An 18,594-nucleotide genomic window follows, 5' to 3' on the forward strand; every position below is an offset into this window, starting at 1 on the left:
GAAAGCTTTTATTAATCTAAAATAGTATCTAGAATCTAGATTAGGTTACATTTATATAATGTTAGTTTCAAAGCTATAAAAATATAAGGAAATTTGTTCTAAAAACTTAAAAAAAATCGAGGAATAAAAATTATCTTATTTGCCTAGCTATTTTTAATATAATTTAATTAATTGGGAAATTGTATCTTTTGTAATGGAATTCAGCAAAATGTGTTTTTTGAAATAAAAAATGCTAACTCTTCATTTGAAATTTTGAAATGTGAAAATTGTAATGCTTATACATTAGATCCCATTCCTACTGAAACAGAATTAGCTGAAGTTTATAATACGGGTTATTATGGTAAAGGTGGAGCAAAGTTTATCCTTTTTGTAGAATACTTTGTTGATGCTTTTCGAGGTATTAGAGCAAAAAGAGCCATAAATAGAATTCCTCAAAATGGTACTGTTCTAGATATTGGATGTGGTAGTGGTGCATTTTTAAATTACCTTAAAAAGAGATACAATTTTAGTTTATCTGGAATTGAAATTAAAGGAGATGCAGCGATACGTGCCGCTGATTGTAACCAAGGATTTGAATTACATATTGGGTTTTTACAAGATATTGATTTTGGAATTAAAACATTTGATTTGATTACTATGTATCATGTTTTTGAACATTTAATTACTCCAAAAGAGGACATTAAAAAAATAAGCTCACTCATAAAAAATAACGGAAGATTAATAATTTCGATGCCAAATATAAACAGTTGGCAAGCAACTCTATTTAAAGATAAATGGTTTCATTTGGATTTCCCAAGGCATTTAATCTTCTTTAAACCAAAGGATTTTAAAGAAGTTATGCAATTAAATGGATTTTATTTAGAAAGTGAACATTATATTTCTTGGGAGCAAAATCCATTTGGATATATACAATCAAGTTTGAATGTGGTTTGTAAAAATCAAAATTTTTTATACGAATTTTTGAAGACTAATGCCAAAAGTAATTATACTCTTAGTGATTGGTTTCAATTGAGTTTGCAAATTTTATTTGCAGGAGTTACATTACCTTTATTTTTAATTATAGACGTTTTTGAAAGCTTTTTTAAAAAGTCAGCTACTGTCGAATATACGTTTAAATATCAATCAAAAAATGATTAATTCAAAAAGAATAATAGTTGTTTTACCTGCATATAATGCCTCTAAAACATTAAAAAAAACTTATTTAGAAATTCCATTTGATATTGTTGATGATGTTGTTTTAGTTGATGATAATAGTGTGGATGAGACATTGCAAGTTGCAAAAGAGTTAGGGATAAAACATGTTTTAAAGCATCAAAAAAACAAAGGTTATGGAGCGAATCAAAAAAGTTGTTATAAAAAAGCGCTGTCTTTAGATGCAGACATAGTTGTTATGTTACATCCAGATTATCAATACTCACCTAAACTAATTCATTCTATGGCTTATTTGATTGCAAATGATGTTTATAAAGTTGTAATTGGCTCAAGGATTTTAGGAAAAGGAGCTATTAGTGGAGGAATGCCTATTTATAAATATGTTGCCAATCGATTTTTAACGCTTTTCCAAAATATAGTGATTGGTCAAAAACTATCTGAATACCATAGTGGATATAGGGTTTTTTCAAAAGAGGTTTTAAATACTCTATATCTCGAATGTAATTCAGATGATTTCATTTTTGATAATCAAATGATTTGTCAAATTTTCAATAAAGGCTATGAAATTGCTGAGATCACTTGTCCTACAAAGTATAATAAAGAAAGTTCTTCAATAAATTTTAGAAGAAGTCTTATTTATGGATTTGGTGTCATAAAAGTTTCATTTCAATATTTCTTACATAAAAATAAAATTAAAAATTTTGAATTGTTTAAATAAAAAAAAGTGAATTAATTATTTGTTAATCAATGTCTTGAAAACAGCTGTTCTTATGTGAAATTTTATTAAATAATTTTATTAGTTTTTTCTCTCGTTATGAGATATATTATGAAATAGGTAATTTTTTCTATTTTTTGAAGCTCCATTTTTTATGTCCTAAAAAATCATAATAACTTATGATAAATCATCAATCCACTAACCAAAATAGCTTTTGTTTTATGCTTTAAAGCTTGGGTTATATTCGTGCTTTTCTTTTTATAATACTCTACCTCATTTACCACTTTACTTACTGCATAATCATAATATTTTCGAGAATAAGTTCTTTTAAAATCAATTTCTCTATCAGTTGAGGTTTCCCAATCAGGAGCTCTTGTTATTTTATCTTCTATTTCTGTGTAAAGTGACGTACCTTTTATAGGATAGGCTATTGTTATGGTATAATGCGTTGGGTTGGCTTCTTTTAGGTATTGAATCGTTTCAGTAATGTCTTCTTCTGTTTCTCCAGGGTAGCCTAGCATAATGAACGTTCCCGTTTCAATGCCTAATTGATTGGTTTTTTGAATGGCTTCTTTCACGACAGTCACATCCACACGACGATCCATTAAATCAATAATTCTTTGCGAACCACTTTCGGCTCCAATCCAAATTCTAAAACAACCTATTTCTTTTAATAGTGTTAGTATTTCATCATTTAGTCGCTCTGCACGTGTAATGCATTCAAAAGGAATTATAGCTTCTTGTTTTAGTACTTCTTCTCTAAAAGCCAATAACCATTTGTGACTAACAGTAAACACGTCATCCACAAACCAAATGGCATCTGGTTGATATTTTTCTTTTAGCATTTTCATTTCAGCAGCTACTTGTTCTGCGGGTCTTCGTCTGTAACTTTGACCGTAAACCGCAGTGCTACACCATTTACAAGTATAAGGACAACCTCTTTGGGTTGAAATAGTCATCGAACTTTGTCCGTGATTGTTTTTCCAAGTGTCCAAGTATTTTTGCATGCTTATAGCTTCTCTATTGGGAAATGGTAATTCGTCGAGTTCCTTAAATTTGGTTCTGGTTTTGGTTTGAACTACTTTTTCATTTTCCACAAAAGCAATTCCGTTTATTTCGTTATAATTTTGATTGCTTAAAATAGCATTGTATAATTCAAAAGTGGTTTCTTCTCCTTCACCAATGACTAAAAAATCGGCTCTTGCTTTTAAATAATTTTCAATATTATAAGAAACATCTGGACCACCAAGAACAATTTTTGGATAGTTGAACTTTTCTGTTCTAAGTATTTTAATCAGTTTAATGACTTCAATTTTGGTCATTAAATTCGTATAAATACAAATGACTTTTGGCTTTTTATCTAAAATAAATTGAAGTTGGGCTTCCTGATTGGAAAACGTACTATCAAATACATCATTAGGAATGTTTTTATTCACTAAATAAGCAGACACATACAATAACCCTAATGGAGGGTAAGGTTTCATTATCTTTTGTTCCTTAGGATCATCCGATAAATAATAAGCATGCGTAAATAAAACACTCATTTTTTTTGTAAGATTATGATGTAATGATCTGCATATTTTGAAAGAAATGATTTGTTCTTAATTTTGTTTTCCAAATAATTTAAAATTTTAAATAAACGAATCTTATTTTGAAAAAATGGCTCTAAATAAGAAGGTGGAATAAAAAAACCAATGGGTTTGCTTTCGATGAAATTAAAATTTATTTTTGCTAAATTTACAATATCTTTTGGATTATAATAATAAGTGGCAACATTTTCTCCATCAACATTAGCTATTGCTACCTCTTTTCTTCGTCTAAAAACTTTTGATAGTTTTCCTTTTAAAAGAAAATAACATTGTTCCCAAATCGTATTTTTTGGCATGATTACTAAGGCTAATTTCCCCTTTTCATTAAGGTGATTTGGGATGTTAGTAAAGAAATTTTGTAATTCGTTTTTTGGTAAACAATTTAAACCACCAAAATTAGAAAAAACGAGATCAAATGTTCCTAAACTTTCTCTGTTAGCCAATAAAGTAAGGTCTAATTGATTAAAAGTAAGGTTTTGATAGTGATTTTTCGATTTTCCAATAGCAATCATGTTTTCAGAAATATCTGTTGCCAAAACATTAAAATTTCGTTGCGCTAACCAAATGGCATCTTCACCTGTTCCACAATTAATTTCTAGTATGTCGGTACAAGTATTCAAATGTTTGCTTAGCATTTTATAAACCGAATTCCGTTGCGATTTTCCAATCTTAGTATTTGTAAAAGATTGGTCATAGTTTTGAGCAGCTATATCGAAACTAGCTTTCATTTTGAAGTGTTTTCAAAACCAATTTGTCCAAAAAGGCACTAGGAATATAATAACCTAATTTCATAATAGCTTTTATTTTCTTAATAGAAAACGAAAAGTTTTTTAAATGATAAATGCCTTGGCTTTTTCTATATTCTTTATGAACAAATCGTTGTAATTTTCGGTAATAATTTGATGAATAAGTGCCATGGAACATCATGTCTAAATCATCCGAGTCTTTCCAGTTGGACTTTAGTTTTAAATCATCTTTTACTTTTTCATAAAATTTAGTACCAGGTAAAGGATAGGAAACAGAAATACCAATATTATCTGGCAAAAGTTCTTTCACCATAGCTATGGTCTTTTCAATATCTTCTTGAGTTTCGGTTAAATAACCAAATTGCAAAAAGAAAGCAACTTTAATATTTTTTTGTTTCAGAAGGCGAGTAGCATCATAAATTTCGGAAACTTGCGTTCCTTTGTCCATAGCATCCAAAATTCTCTGTGAAGCACTTTCAGCACCTACCCAAACTTCTTCTAAGCCACTTTCGGATAAAGCGTCAATAGTGTCTTCTTTTAATAGTAAATCCACTCGACTTTGAATGAAATAGCCAATTTGTATTTTCTTTTTCTGTAATTCTACATTAAATTCTTGTACCCAATTGGGCTTTAAGCCAAAAATATCGTCACACATCCAAAAACGTTTTACACCAAATTCTTGTTGTAAATAAGCAATTTCGTTTACAATATATTCTGGTGAATGTGCATTGTATCGATTTCCGTAAATGGGTTTGGCACACCAATTACATTTATAAGGACAACCTCTTGTAGTAGCTAAGTTTAAAGTAAACTCTTGGCCACTTTGCTTCCAATTTTTTTTATATGTTTCTATGTTGACCAAATCCCAAGCTGGTAGAGGTAATTCGTCTAAATTTTGTAAAACAGCTCTAGGTTTATTGACTTTTACGGATTTTTTTTCTTGATAAGCTATTCCGTTAATTTCTGTAATAGAATTATTTCTTTCTAAATTAGTTATAAGTTCTAAAAGCGTAATTTCTCCTTCACCTTTAATAACAAAGTCAGCTCCTTTTTCTAAATATTCGGTATAATGATCGGTTGAGTCTGAACTAGAAATGATAACGATGCAATTGTGTTTTTTTCCAATTTTTATCATTTCAAAGCAAGCTTCACGCATGTTTGTTAGGCACATTTTAGTTAAATAATTAAAACCATCATCATAGATGACTAAATATTTTGGTTTTGATTTTTCTAAAATAGGAACAATTGAATTTGGAGAATCCAATAAATTAGTGTCAAATAAATCTACTTCAAATCCTTTTTTACGCATAAATGAAGCAGCATATAAAGTGCCTAATGGAGGAAACGGCATATTGTTTTTCCATTGTTTTGGATCTAATTTATAGTAGTACGAATGCGAAAAAAGAATTTTAGACATGTTCTTTTGGGATATCTATTTGAAAATTTTCTTTAACAAAATCATATTTTAAATTGATAGCATCAATTATCTTTTTTTGAAAATTGGAAGGATGATGTTTAGATACTTTTTTAGATGATTTGAAAGCTAGTGCAAAGTCTTCTGATGTCATTTTTTTTCTAAACTTTATTTTCCAAAAATACAAAGTCAAGCTAAATGACGTCTTTTCGATTATTTTGCCAAATAATCCAGAATAAAAATACTCTGAAAATTGAATCATTTTTGATTTACGAAAAGGAATAAGGTTTTTAGTACTGATTTTTTTATTAGGGATAAAATTTTGATACCACTTATTTTTTTCGAAAAAAGCCTGAAATATTTTATCGCCATAGAGCGGAATCAAGGTAGCTATTTCTGTAGCTGTAAAAATATTTTTTTCTTCAATTTCTAAATATTCTGAAGAAATAAAATAATTCATACAAAAATATTTTCTAGAGTTGAACAGAAATATTTTTTTAAAGAGAACTAAAAATGTTCTGCAAGTCCACAAATGATTTGGTTTTGTAATTATAAAGTAATCAACATCACTATTTTCATCAAAATACCCTTTTGAAAGAGAACCAGAAATAGCAATACCTTCAATGAATGGAAAAAAACGAGTTATAAATTTAGCTCTTTTTTTTGCCTTAAGCAGGGCGATTTCAGCATTAATATTTCCTTTTTTTCTTTTTTCTATGGATTCTCTTGAAAGATGTGTATGGTAAAAATCTTCTGTTTTTTCAATAATCCCTTTCGACAAAGCTATTTCGAGCTCTTCCACAACAAATTTCAATTCTTTGTGTGGGGAATACAAGTAAACTTCTTCCTCTTTTAATGGGTGATTAAAAATTGAAAAATATAATAATGGTTTTAATATTTTCAAATCTGTGTTTTATAGTTGTTTGTTTTGTTTTGTCAAATTTACTAAATCAGTAACATTAAAAATAGCAAACTAAAAGATAATTGTAAATTTAAAATCTTTTAAATTTTAAAGAGTATACGGAAAACTAGGGTTTTTAAAAGGTTTTAATTTTTCAAAATCTACTAAGAAAGCCATTTCACAACTTCTAGCTACTCTTGCAAAAACTGGAGTAAATTCAATCCCTTTTTCGGTAAAATTCCATTGTGGAAAATCCCAAATTTCATTTTCTGTATAATCACAATAATCATCTTCATTATTTGATGTTCCAAATTTCTCATTTTGATTGATTAGTTTAAATAATTTTGGAGCAAAAAATGTTGCTCTATATGTTGAAAATTGCTCAAAATTTTCATCTCCATAACTAGTAACACTTTTATCAAAAGCTAGAATAGAATCGATATCATAATTTTTCCCAGTATGCATATCAATTAAATTACCTTCTCCGCCAAAATCTGGGTGAGCTCCACCACAGAAATAAGAGGAGAAAATTTGATACCCAAGAAGATTATCATTCAAAAAACCAATTGAAATGCTATACTCAATACCATTTCCTTCATTATAACTAAAAGGAGAGGAACAACTTAATTGATTTAATGTCATTTCTGTGTGAGTTTTAGCTAAAATGGTGTTTATGTTTTTTTTAGTCTCTTCTGAAAAAGTTTTTCCAAGTCTAAAAAAAGGAGCGTTACAATGTGTCTCTTTTAACCAAATAATTTCTTGGTTTTTATAGGTTGAAATGGAGTCTTGAGTAAAATTTAAAAGACTTAATTTTACTAAATCAAGATTATTTTCAATTTCTTGATTATTTAAAGAGTTGTATTTATTGAAATCAATTTTTTTAAGCTGAACTGCTATTGTCTTTCCTGCTTTGTTCTTCCATTTTCCTGAAAAATCGTTTGTTGTTTTTAAGAGTTCAAATTTTTCTTGATATTCTTCTTCTCCATAATCATTGCCAAAAAACAGTACGTAAGTAGCTTCATTAAATTTACCATTTAGTCGAATGTCTTTTAAGGATTTTTGATAGAAATAATTACCTTCAATATAATTATTGTCATATTCCGTTATTTCCATAAAAATGGTAGATTTACCTAATTTACCTTCTAAATAATATGTGTTTTGAGAAAATAAAGGTAAACTAAATAGTAATGTAAGACATATTTGTAAATAGAATTTCATTTATAACGCTAGTTTATTAATTTGTGAAACTGTGCAGTCAAAGGTATATAAAAGAGAAATAATATTTCAATTTCTCTTTTTTATTTTGGTTACTTTTTTATTGAATTATGGAACAAATGCCATCAATACATTCTATATTTTCAGGAGGATCTACAACAGTACAGTCAGAATAAATATTGTATAATTCATTATACTGAGCTTCATCTGAGTTGTAGTTATTGACTAAGTTGGTTAAAAGGTTTATGTCTATAGCATTAGAATATACTAAATATTCCCAAGGACCACCACAAGGTTTTGAACCAAAAGCAATGAAATTACATCCTGAAGTTTCATCACAAGGAACAGAAGCAATATAATCTAAAATCTCTTGTTTTTCGTTTTGTAATTTTTCAAACTGTCCTTTTTTATTTCTATCTCCACGATCTTCTTCACATTGAAAACTTTGAAATAAGAACACAATTGCAACTAATTTTACTATATTTTTCATGTTGTTTTTATTTCAAGATGCTTTAAAAAGAACTTGGTTGCGTAAAATGTAATTTTTATTAATGATTTAGCGACCAAACTGAACTCTAATTATAGCTATGTATTAATGTGCTTCTAGCCAATCTTTTCCTAATCCTAAATCAACGGTTAATGGTACTTCCAATTTGAAAGCATTTTCCATTTCACTTTTAATCATAGGTTGTATTTTTTCTAACTCACTATTGTGTACGTCAAAAACAAGTTCATCATGAACTTGTAATAGCATTTTTGATTTCCACTCTTCTGATTTCAAACGTTTATGGATATTGATCATGGCAATTTTAATAATATCTGCTGCACTTCCTTGAATAGGTGCATTTACAGCATTTCGTTCTGCTCCACCACGAACCACTGCATTAGCCGAATTGATGTCTTTTAAATAACGTCTTCTGCCTAAAACGGTTTCAACATAACCATTTTCTCTTGCAAAATCGACTTGGTCACTCATGTAAGCTCTCAATTTAGGATAGGTTTTGTAATATGCATCAATCAAATCAGCACTTTCACTTCTGCTTAAATCGGTTTGGTTACTTAATCCAAAAGCTGAAACACCGTAGATTATTCCAAAGTTTACAGTTTTAGCATTACTACGTTGTTCTTTAGTTACTTCTTCTAAAGGGACATTGAACACTTTTGAAGCAGTAGACTTATGAATATCTTCTCCGTTTTTAAAAGCTTCAATCATTGTAGTTTCTCCTGATAAAGCAGCAATAATACGTAATTCTATTTGGGAATAATCGGCTGCTAATAAAGTGTAGTTTTCATCACGAGCAATAAAGGCTTTTCTTATTTGACGACCTCTTTCTGTTCGAATAGGAATGTTCTGTAGATTAGGATTATTAGAACTTAATCGACCTGTTGCTGCAACAGTTTGCATATAATCAGTATGAACACGATGTGTTTTTAAATCAACCTGATTAGGTAAAGCATCAACGTAGGTACTTTTTAGTTTTACTAATTGTCTCCATTCTAAAATATAACGTACAATTTCGTTGTCTTTTGCCAAATAACTTAAAATTTCTTCACCAGTTGCATATTGACCCGTTTTGGTTTTCTTTTGTTTGGCTCCACCAATTTTTAATTTGTCAAATAAAATATCACCTAATTGTTTTGGCGAGGCTAAATTGAATGTTTCACCAGCAATTTCGTATATTTTACTTTCGAATGCATCAATTTCAACTTGCATATCTTTAGACATACTATTTAAGAAAGTAACGTCTAAATTAATTCCTTCGCTTTCCATTGCAGCTAAAACTTCAACCAAAGGGATTTCGATTGTATCAAATAATTTTTTGGTACCTACCTTTTCTAAAATAGGTTGAAAATGTTCTTTTAATTGGTATGTTACATCAGCATCTTCAACAGCATATTCCTTTACTTCTTCGATGGCAACATCTCGCATCGATTTTTGATTTTTTCCTTTTTTGCCAATTAAAGTTTCTATAGATTTGGGAGCATATTTTAAATAAGTTTCTGATAAAACATCCATATTATGACGCATATCAGGATTGATTAAATAATGTGCAATCATTGTATCGAAGAACTTTCCTTTAACTTCAATACCATAATTGGCTAATATTTTAAGATCATATTTTAAGTTTTGACCTGTTTTTTCAATAGTATCATTCTCAAAAAAACCTATAAATTTCTGTGCCAATGCTTTTGCTTCTTCTTGGTTTTCTGGAAATGGTACATAAAAGCCTTTTCCTTTTTCCCATGAAAAAGCAATTCCAACTAGCTCTGCGTTTAAAGCATCTAAACCAGTTGTTTCGGTGTCAAAACAAACAGAAGATTGTTTTTCTAAATTTTGTAATAATAGTTTGACAGCCAAATCTCCTTGTACAATTTGATAAAAATGTTCTGTGCTTTCCAAAGTAGCGTAAAATGAATTATGCATTACTTCTTCTGAAGGTTCATCAGAAAAACCAAATAAATCAAATTGATTTTCGTTTTTTGGAGGTGATTTTTTTATTGGTTTATCCTTAGTATTGTTTTCTAAATCATTTGTAGAGGCATCTGAACCAAAAATTTTATCAAATTGCGCTTTCATTTGACGAAATTCTAATTCTTGGAAGATTTCGTCTGTTTTTTCTACATCAGGTTTAGAAAGCTCAAAGTCTGTTTCATTAAATTGAACTGGGCAATCGAGTAGGATAGTGGCTAATTTTTTAGAAAGAATCCCTTTTTCTTTATTAGCTTCTATGTTTTCTTTCATTTTGCCTTTTAGTTCATGGGTGCTTTCTAAAAGTTTTTCCATTGAACCATATTCTGCTAAAAACTTTTTAGCTGTTTTTTCACCTACACCTGGTAAACCTGGAATATTGTCTACTGAATCACCCATCATTCCGAGGAAATCGATTACTTGTAGAGGATGTTCCACTTCAAATTTAGCTTGTACTTCTGGAATTCCCCAAATTTCTATTCCGTTACCCATACGAGCAGGTTTATACATGAAAATATTTTCAGAAACTAATTGAGCAAAATCTTTATCAGGAGTTACCATGAAAACTTGGTATCCCTCTTTTTCTGCTTGTTTTGCCAGAGTTCCAATTAAATCATCTGCTTCGAAACCTGCTTTTTCCATGATAGGAATGTGCATTGCTTTTAATAGTTCCTGTATATAAGGAATAGCAATTTTAATAGCCTCTGGTGTAGCATCTCTATTGGCCTTGTACTCTGGAAACATTTCGTTTCTTATGTCACTTCCTCCTTTATCAAACGCTACAGCTAAATGGTCTGGTTTTTCCCGTTTAATTACATCCATTAAAGAATTCATAAATCCCATAATGGCTGAGGTATCCATTCCTTTTGAGTTGATTCTTGGATTTTTTATAAATGCATAATAACCTCTAAAGATTAAAGCATAAGCATCGAGAAGAAATAATCGTTTCTGTGACATGAAGTGTTATTTTAATTCAAAAATGTAAAAATACAATTCTTTGAAAGATTTATTGAAATAATTAGATGTAAAAATACATTAACAAAAAATACATTAAAATTATAATATTTGTTAAATTTTTATTTTTAACATTTTTAATATGATTTGTTTATTGAATTTTGTATATTTAAAATGTAAATTAATTGTGATATTATGAAAAAAGAACTATTTAAATTTGAATTATGCTATTTGGTAATTGTACTATTTTTTTCGACACAAAATTCGACTGCTCAAATTGGAATTAATACAACCTCACCAGATGCTTCCTCTGCATTAGATATTACATCTACTACACAAGGTATTTTAGCACCAAGGATGACTACTGCTCAAAAATTAGCGATAACTTCTCCAGCAAATGGGTTGTTAGTTTATGATACCGATTTTAAAGAATATAGTTATTATGATTTACCAGCAACGACTTGGGTAAATATTAAGCAGGGTAGATCTAAGTTTAAAAGAGTTAAATCTACAGATGTCTTGGCTACAGTTTTAGCATCTGAGTTGGCAGCAGGAGGAGGCTCTAAATATTTATTAGATACAGGAACATTGTATGAGATTAACGGTACAGTTTTAGTTGATTTACCTATAGAATTAAATAATGCCTATTTAGTTGGTTTAGATGCTGGTGAGGATAAATTAGTAAAAAGCACTGGAGATTTATTTACAGGGACTACAGGTGGAACTATTAAAGTATTGACATTAGTAGCTTCTAGTGGTAATGTATTTAATATTAATGGAGGAGGCACTCAAAATTTTATTTTTAGAGATGCTATTATTGCAAGTTCTGCTAATGTTGGAGTGCTTCAAAATTTTGCTTTAGTCTTTGGAAGTATTATTCAATTTGCAGGAAATACCAACGGAATTATCTATAGAGATATTTCAAAATTATTATTAGATAATCAAGCATGGTTTGGGAATAATACAGGGACATTTGAAAAATTTGAAGGAACTTTTAGTTCAATTCAAAAGCAAGGAGGGTTTTGTGACGTTAATGGAGCAGCAATAGGTGTGGATGTTTCTTCAAACCCTACAATTTCAGTTTCTGGAGACTTAGAAGGAGTAAATTTTTCAGGAACTCTTTCAACTGGTTTTTATGTAAAACGCTACACAGTAGGTTCATATACAGGTTATAACTTTAATAATACGTGGGATGTTAATTGTACGGGTATTCCTTTTGAAGGGGATAGTTTCACCGTTGGAGATGTAAGTTTTGATTATGGTGTAGGTACAGGGTTTTTAACAACATTAACTACAAGTACACCAATTAAAATATTAGGAGCTACTTCTTCGAATAATTTTTTTAGAGCTTCTAATGGTTCAGCAGATAATAGAATCCAATATTTAGGAAGTAAGAAGCGATTTTTTACAGTAAATGCTGCGGCTTCTTTTCAGGCTACAAGTAGTAGTAATACTATTTATGTTTTTTATATAGCTAAAAATGGTACAGTTATAAATCGTTCTAAAACATATATATATACCACTAATACTAATGATATTTTTGCTTTTCCATTGCAAACAGTTGTGGAGATGTCTCCAAATGATTATGTGGAAGTTTATGTAGAAAGATATAGTGGGACTAGTAATATGCTTACAGTTTCTTTAAGTTTGTATTTGAGATAATATACAATAATCTCACTTGTAAACAAAAAAGACTATTGTTACTTACAGTAGTCTTTTTTGCTTTTTGAGTTAAAATTTTAATAATTACTATTTTCAACTGATTGAATATTTGTTACTTTGTGTAAAATTATTTCAAATGCTTCGTTGGTTAATACCTTTGTTACTAATTTCCTTATTAGAGTTTTATTCTTTTCAAGCTGTTAAAACAGTTGTAAAATCTAAGTGGGTTTTAGGAATTTATCTTTTAGTGTCTGTTGGTGTTATAGTTTATATAACTTATTTTTTTTTAACTCATGATAGAGGATCAGGGCAAAATAAACAGTCACTTTTTGCAATAGGGTTGTTTTTAATAACCTTTGTTCCTAAAATTTTTTTAACCCTTATTTTATTGGGTGAAGATATATATAGATTATTTTCGGGTTGTTTGAATTATTTTATAGGAAATAATCGTGGAGATTATTTCTTTCCTCAGAGAAGACGATTTGTAAGTCAAATTGCACTTGGTCTTGCAGCGGTTCCATTTGGTTCTTTATTGTATGGAATGACTATTGGTAAGTATAATTTTAAAGTTAGAAAGCAGACCTTATTTTTTCCAGATTTACCACCAGAATTTGATGGGACAACGATTACTCAAATTTCAGACATTCATAGTGGAAGTTTTGATAATCCTGAAAAAATTCAATATGCAATCGATTTAATTAATGAACAAAACTCTGATTTAGTATTGTTTACAGGAGATATAGTAAATACTCATGCTAAAGAAATGCATCCGTGGATAGATACTTTTAAAAGGATTCATAATCCTAAATTAGGTAAATTTTCGGTTTTAGGAAATCATGATTATGGCGAATATTTTGATTGGAGTTCTAATGAAGAAAAGTTAGCTAATTTTAATGAGATTAAAGATTTGCATCAACAAATTGATTTTGATTTGCTTTTAAATAGAAACGTAGAGATTAAAAAAGGGCAAGATTCTATAAGACTTATTGGTGTTGAAAATTGGGGTAAACATTTTAAAAAAGCTGGAGACTTAGAACTTGCTTCTAAAGGAGTTAAAAAAGAAGATTTTAAGATATTAATGAGCCATGATCCAAGTCATTGGGACGCAGAAGTGCAACATGATGATAATCATTATCATTTAACGCTTTCAGGTCACACACATGGATTTCAATTTGGCATAGAGATACCTGGTTGGATTAAATGGAGTCCTGTACAATATGTATACAAACAATGGGCTGGATTATATGAAAATGTAGGTAGATATGTATATGTAAATAGAGGGTTTGGATTTCATGCCTATCCAGGAAGAGTAGGAATCATGCCAGAAATAACTGTTATAGAACTAAAAAAAGGTGAAAATGTAGCTTAATTCAGTAAAAATGCTACATTTGTATATTATTTTTGCTTAAAAATTTCGATTTATGTCAAAATTTGGGGAACTTATCGATGCTCATGTACCTGTATTGATAGATTTTTTTACAGAATGGAACGAGCCTTCGGTTGCGATGAACGAAGTTATTCGTGATGTTGCAGCAGCTTTAGGAGATAAAGCCAGAGTTATTAAAATTGATGTGGATAAAAATCGTGAACTTGCTGAAGCTTTGCGAGTTAAAGGTTTGCCTACATTAATGATTTATAAAGAAGGTCAAATGGTTTGGAGACAAAGTGGTGAAATGGATGCTAATACTTTAATAGCATTGGTTACAGAACAAGCTTAAGTTATAGTTTCAAAAACAAAGCCCTTTTCTTTTAATTCTTGTATTGCTTTTGGTAATGCATACTCTAAGTTTTTTTTAGCTTTTAAGCTATCGTGAAAGACGATTATACTTCCAGTAGTAGTGTTTTTAACAACATTTTTTAAGCAATTTTCTGGTGTAATATTTTGATCAAAATCATAACTTAAAACATCCCACATTATTATTTGGTATCCTTCCGCTTTAATTCTTTTTGCCTGTTGTTTTTTTATTTTACCATAAGGTGGGCGAAATAATTTATGATTTGCTAAATCAAAACTTTCAATTTCAATTTTACATAAATTAAAATTTTCTAAATAATCTTTAGTGTTGGTTTTCCAACCCTTCAAATGATTGAAAGTGTGATTTCCAATAGAATGATTCTCTTGCGCTATTCTTTTGAAGATTTGTGGATTTTTTTTTATATTATCTCCAATGCAGAAAAAAGTTGCTTTTATGTTTTCTTTTTTTAAAATATCTAATACCCATTCCGTTACTTGAGGAATAGGACCATCGTCAAAAGTTAAAAATATTTTTTGTTCAGTATTTTTTATTTTCCAGCTATAATTTGGAAATAAATATTGAATAAATGAAGGTATTTTAATCCAAAAAGTACTCATAATGTAAATGTAAAAAATAAAAAAGTGTGATAAGAAGCCCTTATCACACTTTTTAGGTTTTTAAAACAAAAATCACTCCATATCTCTGTCGTATTCAGGAAACATCTTGTTATAATTATTGAATTTTGTTTTTTCTTGGTTATAGAACTCTAAGTCATCAGCACGCTTCATTATTTCTAATAGGCTTCTGTAGCGTTCAATATTAGAAACTATCGTCATCATAGTTTCTCTGTCTATTTGATTTCTATTAATGCCTTTGTAATAAGTTAATTCTTCTTGGTATTTGATAATTAATTGCTTTAATACTAATCTAGCCTTTTCTTTCTTTCCTATTTCGTAATAGCCTTCTGCAAATGGATCAACTAAAGTATAATATTCAAAATAATCAATTGGCATTTTTTCCATTGCTAAATCAATTATGTTTTCAGCTTTCTCATTTTTACCTTCATTTATTAATATTTCCATTAGTCTCGCAAGGTTAGTTCTATATGTAATACCATTTTTACGTGTTTCAGGGTCGTGATACATATCTGGATTACCACTATTTCCCCAATCCCACTTTCTAATAATGTTATACATTTTGTCAGAATCGATGAATCCCATTTCTAAAGGGTTTGGACCGTCATTACTGTTTTTTGTTTTTATAGGAACTAACTTAAAGCACATAGCATCAAGTTCTAAATAATCCTTCATCCATAGATAGTCTTCATCTCCAAAACTTCCACCAGTAAAATAAATTGGTCGTTTCCAGTTGTTTGCGTTAATAATGTCAAGCATCATCAATCTGTTTTTATATAAAGCATCTCCTTTAATCTTAAACTGCATATAAGGAACAATTGAGTCATAGTATTTTGGAGAAACAACTTTGTTCTTAATAATTGTTTCTTTGTCAATAGGTATAACAATCTTGTTAGATGGAAAGTAATTAACAGATTGGCCACTTTTTAAATCAATTTTTGCTCTTTCATCTTCTAAAGACATAAATCGAATTAAATCTTGTAAAAGAATAGAATCCTTAGTTTTTTCAATAAAGAAACTATAATCTCTATTACTTCCTCTGTATAAATCACTTGACATGGTAAGTGGAATTGGGTCAGATTCATAAGCCTTTCTTCTCATTTGATCGATGTACCAATCTGTCATAAATAAACTTGTATTTACGATTCTAACATCTGTTCGGTATCCTTCAATTTCTTGTGCATACCAAAGAGGGAAGGTGTCATTATCTCCAATGGTGAATAATATAGCATTTTCATCGCATGAGTCTAAATAGGCTTTTGCATTAGCTAAAGCAGTATACTTATTGGCACGAGAATGATCGTTCCAGTTTTGAGAAGCCATTAAAACGGGTGCTGCTAATAATGTTAATCCAAGTACAACTGGAATGGTAAGTTTAGGGTTTAGGAAATTTTTAATACCGTCATATAAAGAATATACTCCAAAAGCTATCCACATAGCAAATACATAAAAAGAACCAACTAAAGCGTAATCACGTTCTCTAGGTTCAAAAGGTCTTTCGTTTAAATATATTTTTAGAGCTAATCCAGTAAATAAGAATAAAACAAGTAAAACATAAAAACTTTTTACATCTTTCTTAGCATGATAAATCATTCCGATTATCGCTAGTATGAAAGGCAAGAAAAAATAAGTATTTCTACCTTTATTGTTAAGCATATCAGAAGTTAAGTTTTTTTGACTTCCAAGTCTAATTGTATCTAGGAATTTTATACCACTAATCCAATTCCCTTCAAAAGAATCACCTTTCCATTGGTTGTCACTTTGTCGACCAGTAAAATTCCACATTAGGTATCTCCAATACATATCTCCAAATTGATAGTCAAACATAAACTTCATGTTGTTTACGAAGCTTGGTTTTTCAACAATTAAATAATCGCCATATCCTTTCAGAAATTTATTATAATCATCAAGGTCTAAGTTAGATCTTTTGTCATTAAATGCACTTCTAAATTCAGATACTATTTGTACTAATTCTTGTTCGTCAGCATATTCAGGTTTAATTCTAAAGTCTAATGGTTCTGTGAAACGCATGTAGTTGGCACTATGATCGCTACTCCACATTCTAGGTAAAAATGCTTTGTGATTGTCATCAGTGTTTTGATTAGCATTTTTGTAATTATTTGTAATGATATACTTGCCAGACTTATAGTCTCTTTCATAATTAGGTTTCCCATCTAAGTATGGATTGTTTTCATCTAAACCAGAGTAGGTGTCAGAAAACTGAGGTCCATAAAATAAATGTTGTTCACCATATTGTTCTCTGTTGTAGTAAGCTAAAACTTCTGCTGCATCTGAAGGTTTGTTCTCGTTAATTGGAGGATTTGCATTAGCTCTAATAGGAAGCATTAACCAAGTTGAAAAACCAATTAAAATAAATAAAACAGAAAGTATAATTGTGTTGTAAAAGACATGTCCTTTTGTTTTGGTGTATTTTAAACCAAAATAGAATAAAGTTACTAGAACAATGAAAGCTATAATTGTACCAGAATTAAAAGGTAATCCTAAGCTGTTTACTACAAAAATTTCTGTTTTTCCAAAAAAAGCTAAAGTGTAAGGAAGTAATAATTTGAAAATGAACAGAAGTATGGCAACAATAACTACATTGGCAATTAAAAAACTTTTTACAGTAATGTTCTTATGTTTTTTGAAAAAATAAAGGAAACCAATAGCAGGAAAAGTCAATAAAGCCATGAAATGAACTCCAAATGATAAGCCTATAACGAGTGAAATAATAAGTAACCATTTGTTTCCTTTAGGTTTATCCATGTCTTGTTCCCATCTTAAACCTAGCCAGAAAAGTAAAGCAATTAAAAAAGAAGCCATAGCATAAACTTCTGCTTCTACTGCATTAAACCAGAAACTGTCAGAAAAAGTAAAAGCTAAAGAGGCTACAAAAGCACTACCTAATAGCATGATGTAATTTTCTGTAGAGTTGTTTTCTTCTTTAATGAAAATTCGTTTCATTAAAAGAGTCAAAGACCAAAACATAAAAAGAATTGTAAAAGCACTTGAAAACACAGACATCATATTAACCATGAATGCTATTTTTGAGGCACTATTTGCAAACATTGCAAAGAAAGCACCTAACATTTGAAATAAAGGAGCTCCAGGTGGATGTCCGATTTCAAGATTAGCAGAAGTAGCAATGTATTCTCCACAATCCCAAAAGCTCATTGTAGGTTCAACTGTTAATGTGAAGGTTACTAGGGCAATAGTAAAAGTAACCCAACCTACTATAGTGTTCCATTTTTTAAAATTAAATGCAGTCATAAAGTGTCTATTTGTCTTTTTTAATTTGTAATACAAAGAAACTACTTTTTTGTTAGCATAAAAGATTTAAAATAAATTTTAATATTTTTTTTAGAAAAACTTGCAGAATAAAAAATATGTTCTAAATTTGCACTC

The 18,594-nt window shown here is 29.5% G+C and carries 14 protein-coding genes; 5 read left to right on the forward strand and 9 right to left on the reverse strand.

Annotation, left to right across the window (positions count from 1 at the left end; translation table 11 throughout):
- The first annotated feature begins 171 nt into the window (after positions 1–171).
- Both FIA58_RS17320 and FIA58_RS17325 read left to right on the forward strand, forming a co-directional pair.
- Positions 172–1,137, forward strand: a complete 966-nt coding sequence (locus FIA58_RS17320; RefSeq protein WP_140963959.1) for a class I SAM-dependent methyltransferase — start codon at positions 172–174, stop codon at positions 1,135–1,137.
- A complete protein-coding gene (locus tag FIA58_RS17325; protein WP_140963960.1) occupies positions 1,130–1,870 on the forward strand; it encodes a glycosyltransferase family 2 protein in 741 nt (246 codons plus the stop codon). The genes FIA58_RS17320 and FIA58_RS17325 overlap by 8 nt, the downstream gene beginning before the upstream one ends.
- 164 nt (positions 1,871–2,034) lie before the next feature.
- Here the strand turns inward: FIA58_RS17325 and FIA58_RS17330 are convergent, their stop codons facing one another.
- From FIA58_RS17330 to polA, 7 genes are all read right to left on the reverse strand, one after another.
- Complete coding sequence (locus FIA58_RS17330; RefSeq protein WP_140963961.1) at positions 2,035–3,411, reverse strand: B12-binding domain-containing radical SAM protein; 1,377 nt, start codon at positions 3,409–3,411, stop codon at positions 2,035–2,037.
- On the reverse strand, positions 3,408–4,184 hold the full coding sequence (locus FIA58_RS17335; RefSeq protein ID WP_140963962.1) for a class I SAM-dependent DNA methyltransferase: 777 nt from the start codon (positions 4,182–4,184) through the stop codon (positions 3,408–3,410). The genes FIA58_RS17330 and FIA58_RS17335 overlap by 4 nt, the downstream gene beginning before the upstream one ends.
- Positions 4,174–5,619, reverse strand: coding sequence for a B12-binding domain-containing radical SAM protein (locus FIA58_RS17340; RefSeq protein ID WP_140963963.1), 1,446 nt, complete (start codon positions 5,617–5,619; stop codon positions 4,174–4,176). Before FIA58_RS17340 ends, FIA58_RS17335 begins: the two co-directional genes overlap by 11 nt.
- Positions 5,612–6,520: a nucleotidyltransferase domain-containing protein gene (locus FIA58_RS17345; protein ID WP_140963964.1), complete on the reverse strand. Its 909-nt coding sequence runs from the start codon at positions 6,518–6,520 to the stop codon at positions 5,612–5,614. Before FIA58_RS17345 ends, FIA58_RS17340 begins: the two co-directional genes overlap by 8 nt.
- Before the next feature lie 105 nt (positions 6,521–6,625).
- Positions 6,626–7,735 carry a hypothetical protein gene (locus tag FIA58_RS17350; RefSeq protein ID WP_140963965.1) on the reverse strand — a complete coding sequence of 370 codons (1,110 nt, stop codon included), beginning with the start codon at positions 7,733–7,735 and terminating at the stop codon, positions 6,626–6,628.
- A gap of 97 nt (positions 7,736–7,832) precedes the next feature.
- On the reverse strand, positions 7,833–8,222 hold the full coding sequence (locus FIA58_RS17355; RefSeq protein WP_140963966.1) for a hypothetical protein: 390 nt from the start codon (positions 8,220–8,222) through the stop codon (positions 7,833–7,835).
- Between the two features lie 102 nt (positions 8,223–8,324).
- A complete protein-coding gene (gene polA / locus FIA58_RS17360; RefSeq protein ID WP_140963967.1) occupies positions 8,325–11,159 on the reverse strand; it encodes a DNA polymerase I in 2,835 nt (944 codons plus the stop codon).
- 192 nt (positions 11,160–11,351) lie between these two features.
- Between polA and FIA58_RS17365 the strand changes: the two genes are divergently transcribed.
- The 3 genes from FIA58_RS17365 to FIA58_RS17375 all read left to right on the forward strand — a co-directional run bounded on the left by FIA58_RS17365 (position 11,352) and on the right by FIA58_RS17375 (position 14,536).
- The gene (locus FIA58_RS17365) at positions 11,352–12,818 is read left to right on the forward strand and encodes a hypothetical protein (protein ID WP_140963968.1); all 1,467 of its coding nucleotides are present in this window, start codon (positions 11,352–11,354) and stop codon (positions 12,816–12,818) included.
- A gap of 136 nt (positions 12,819–12,954) precedes the next feature.
- Positions 12,955–14,187 (forward strand): metallophosphoesterase, encoded by a 1,233-nt coding sequence (locus FIA58_RS17370; protein ID WP_140963969.1) that lies wholly within the window; start codon positions 12,955–12,957, stop codon positions 14,185–14,187.
- A 52-nt stretch (positions 14,188–14,239) separates the two neighbouring features.
- The gene (locus FIA58_RS17375; protein ID WP_140963970.1) at positions 14,240–14,536 is read left to right on the forward strand and encodes a thioredoxin family protein; all 297 of its coding nucleotides are present in this window, start codon (positions 14,240–14,242) and stop codon (positions 14,534–14,536) included.
- On the opposite strand, the gene FIA58_RS17380 is transcribed toward FIA58_RS17375, so the two are convergent.
- The gene (locus FIA58_RS17380) at positions 14,533–15,171 is read right to left on the reverse strand and encodes a polysaccharide deacetylase family protein (protein WP_140963971.1); all 639 of its coding nucleotides are present in this window, start codon (positions 15,169–15,171) and stop codon (positions 14,533–14,535) included. The two genes, FIA58_RS17375 and FIA58_RS17380, sit on opposite strands and share 4 nt — an antisense overlap.
- 72 nt (positions 15,172–15,243) lie before the next feature.
- A complete protein-coding gene (locus tag FIA58_RS17385) occupies positions 15,244–18,459 on the reverse strand; it encodes a glycosyltransferase family 117 protein (protein WP_140963972.1) in 3,216 nt (1,071 codons plus the stop codon).
- Positions 18,460–18,594: the final 135 nt, after the last annotated feature.

The organism is Flavobacterium jejuense (genome assembly GCF_006491595.2).
Classification (GTDB): Bacteria; Bacteroidota; Bacteroidia; order Flavobacteriales; family Flavobacteriaceae; genus Flavobacterium; species Flavobacterium jejuense.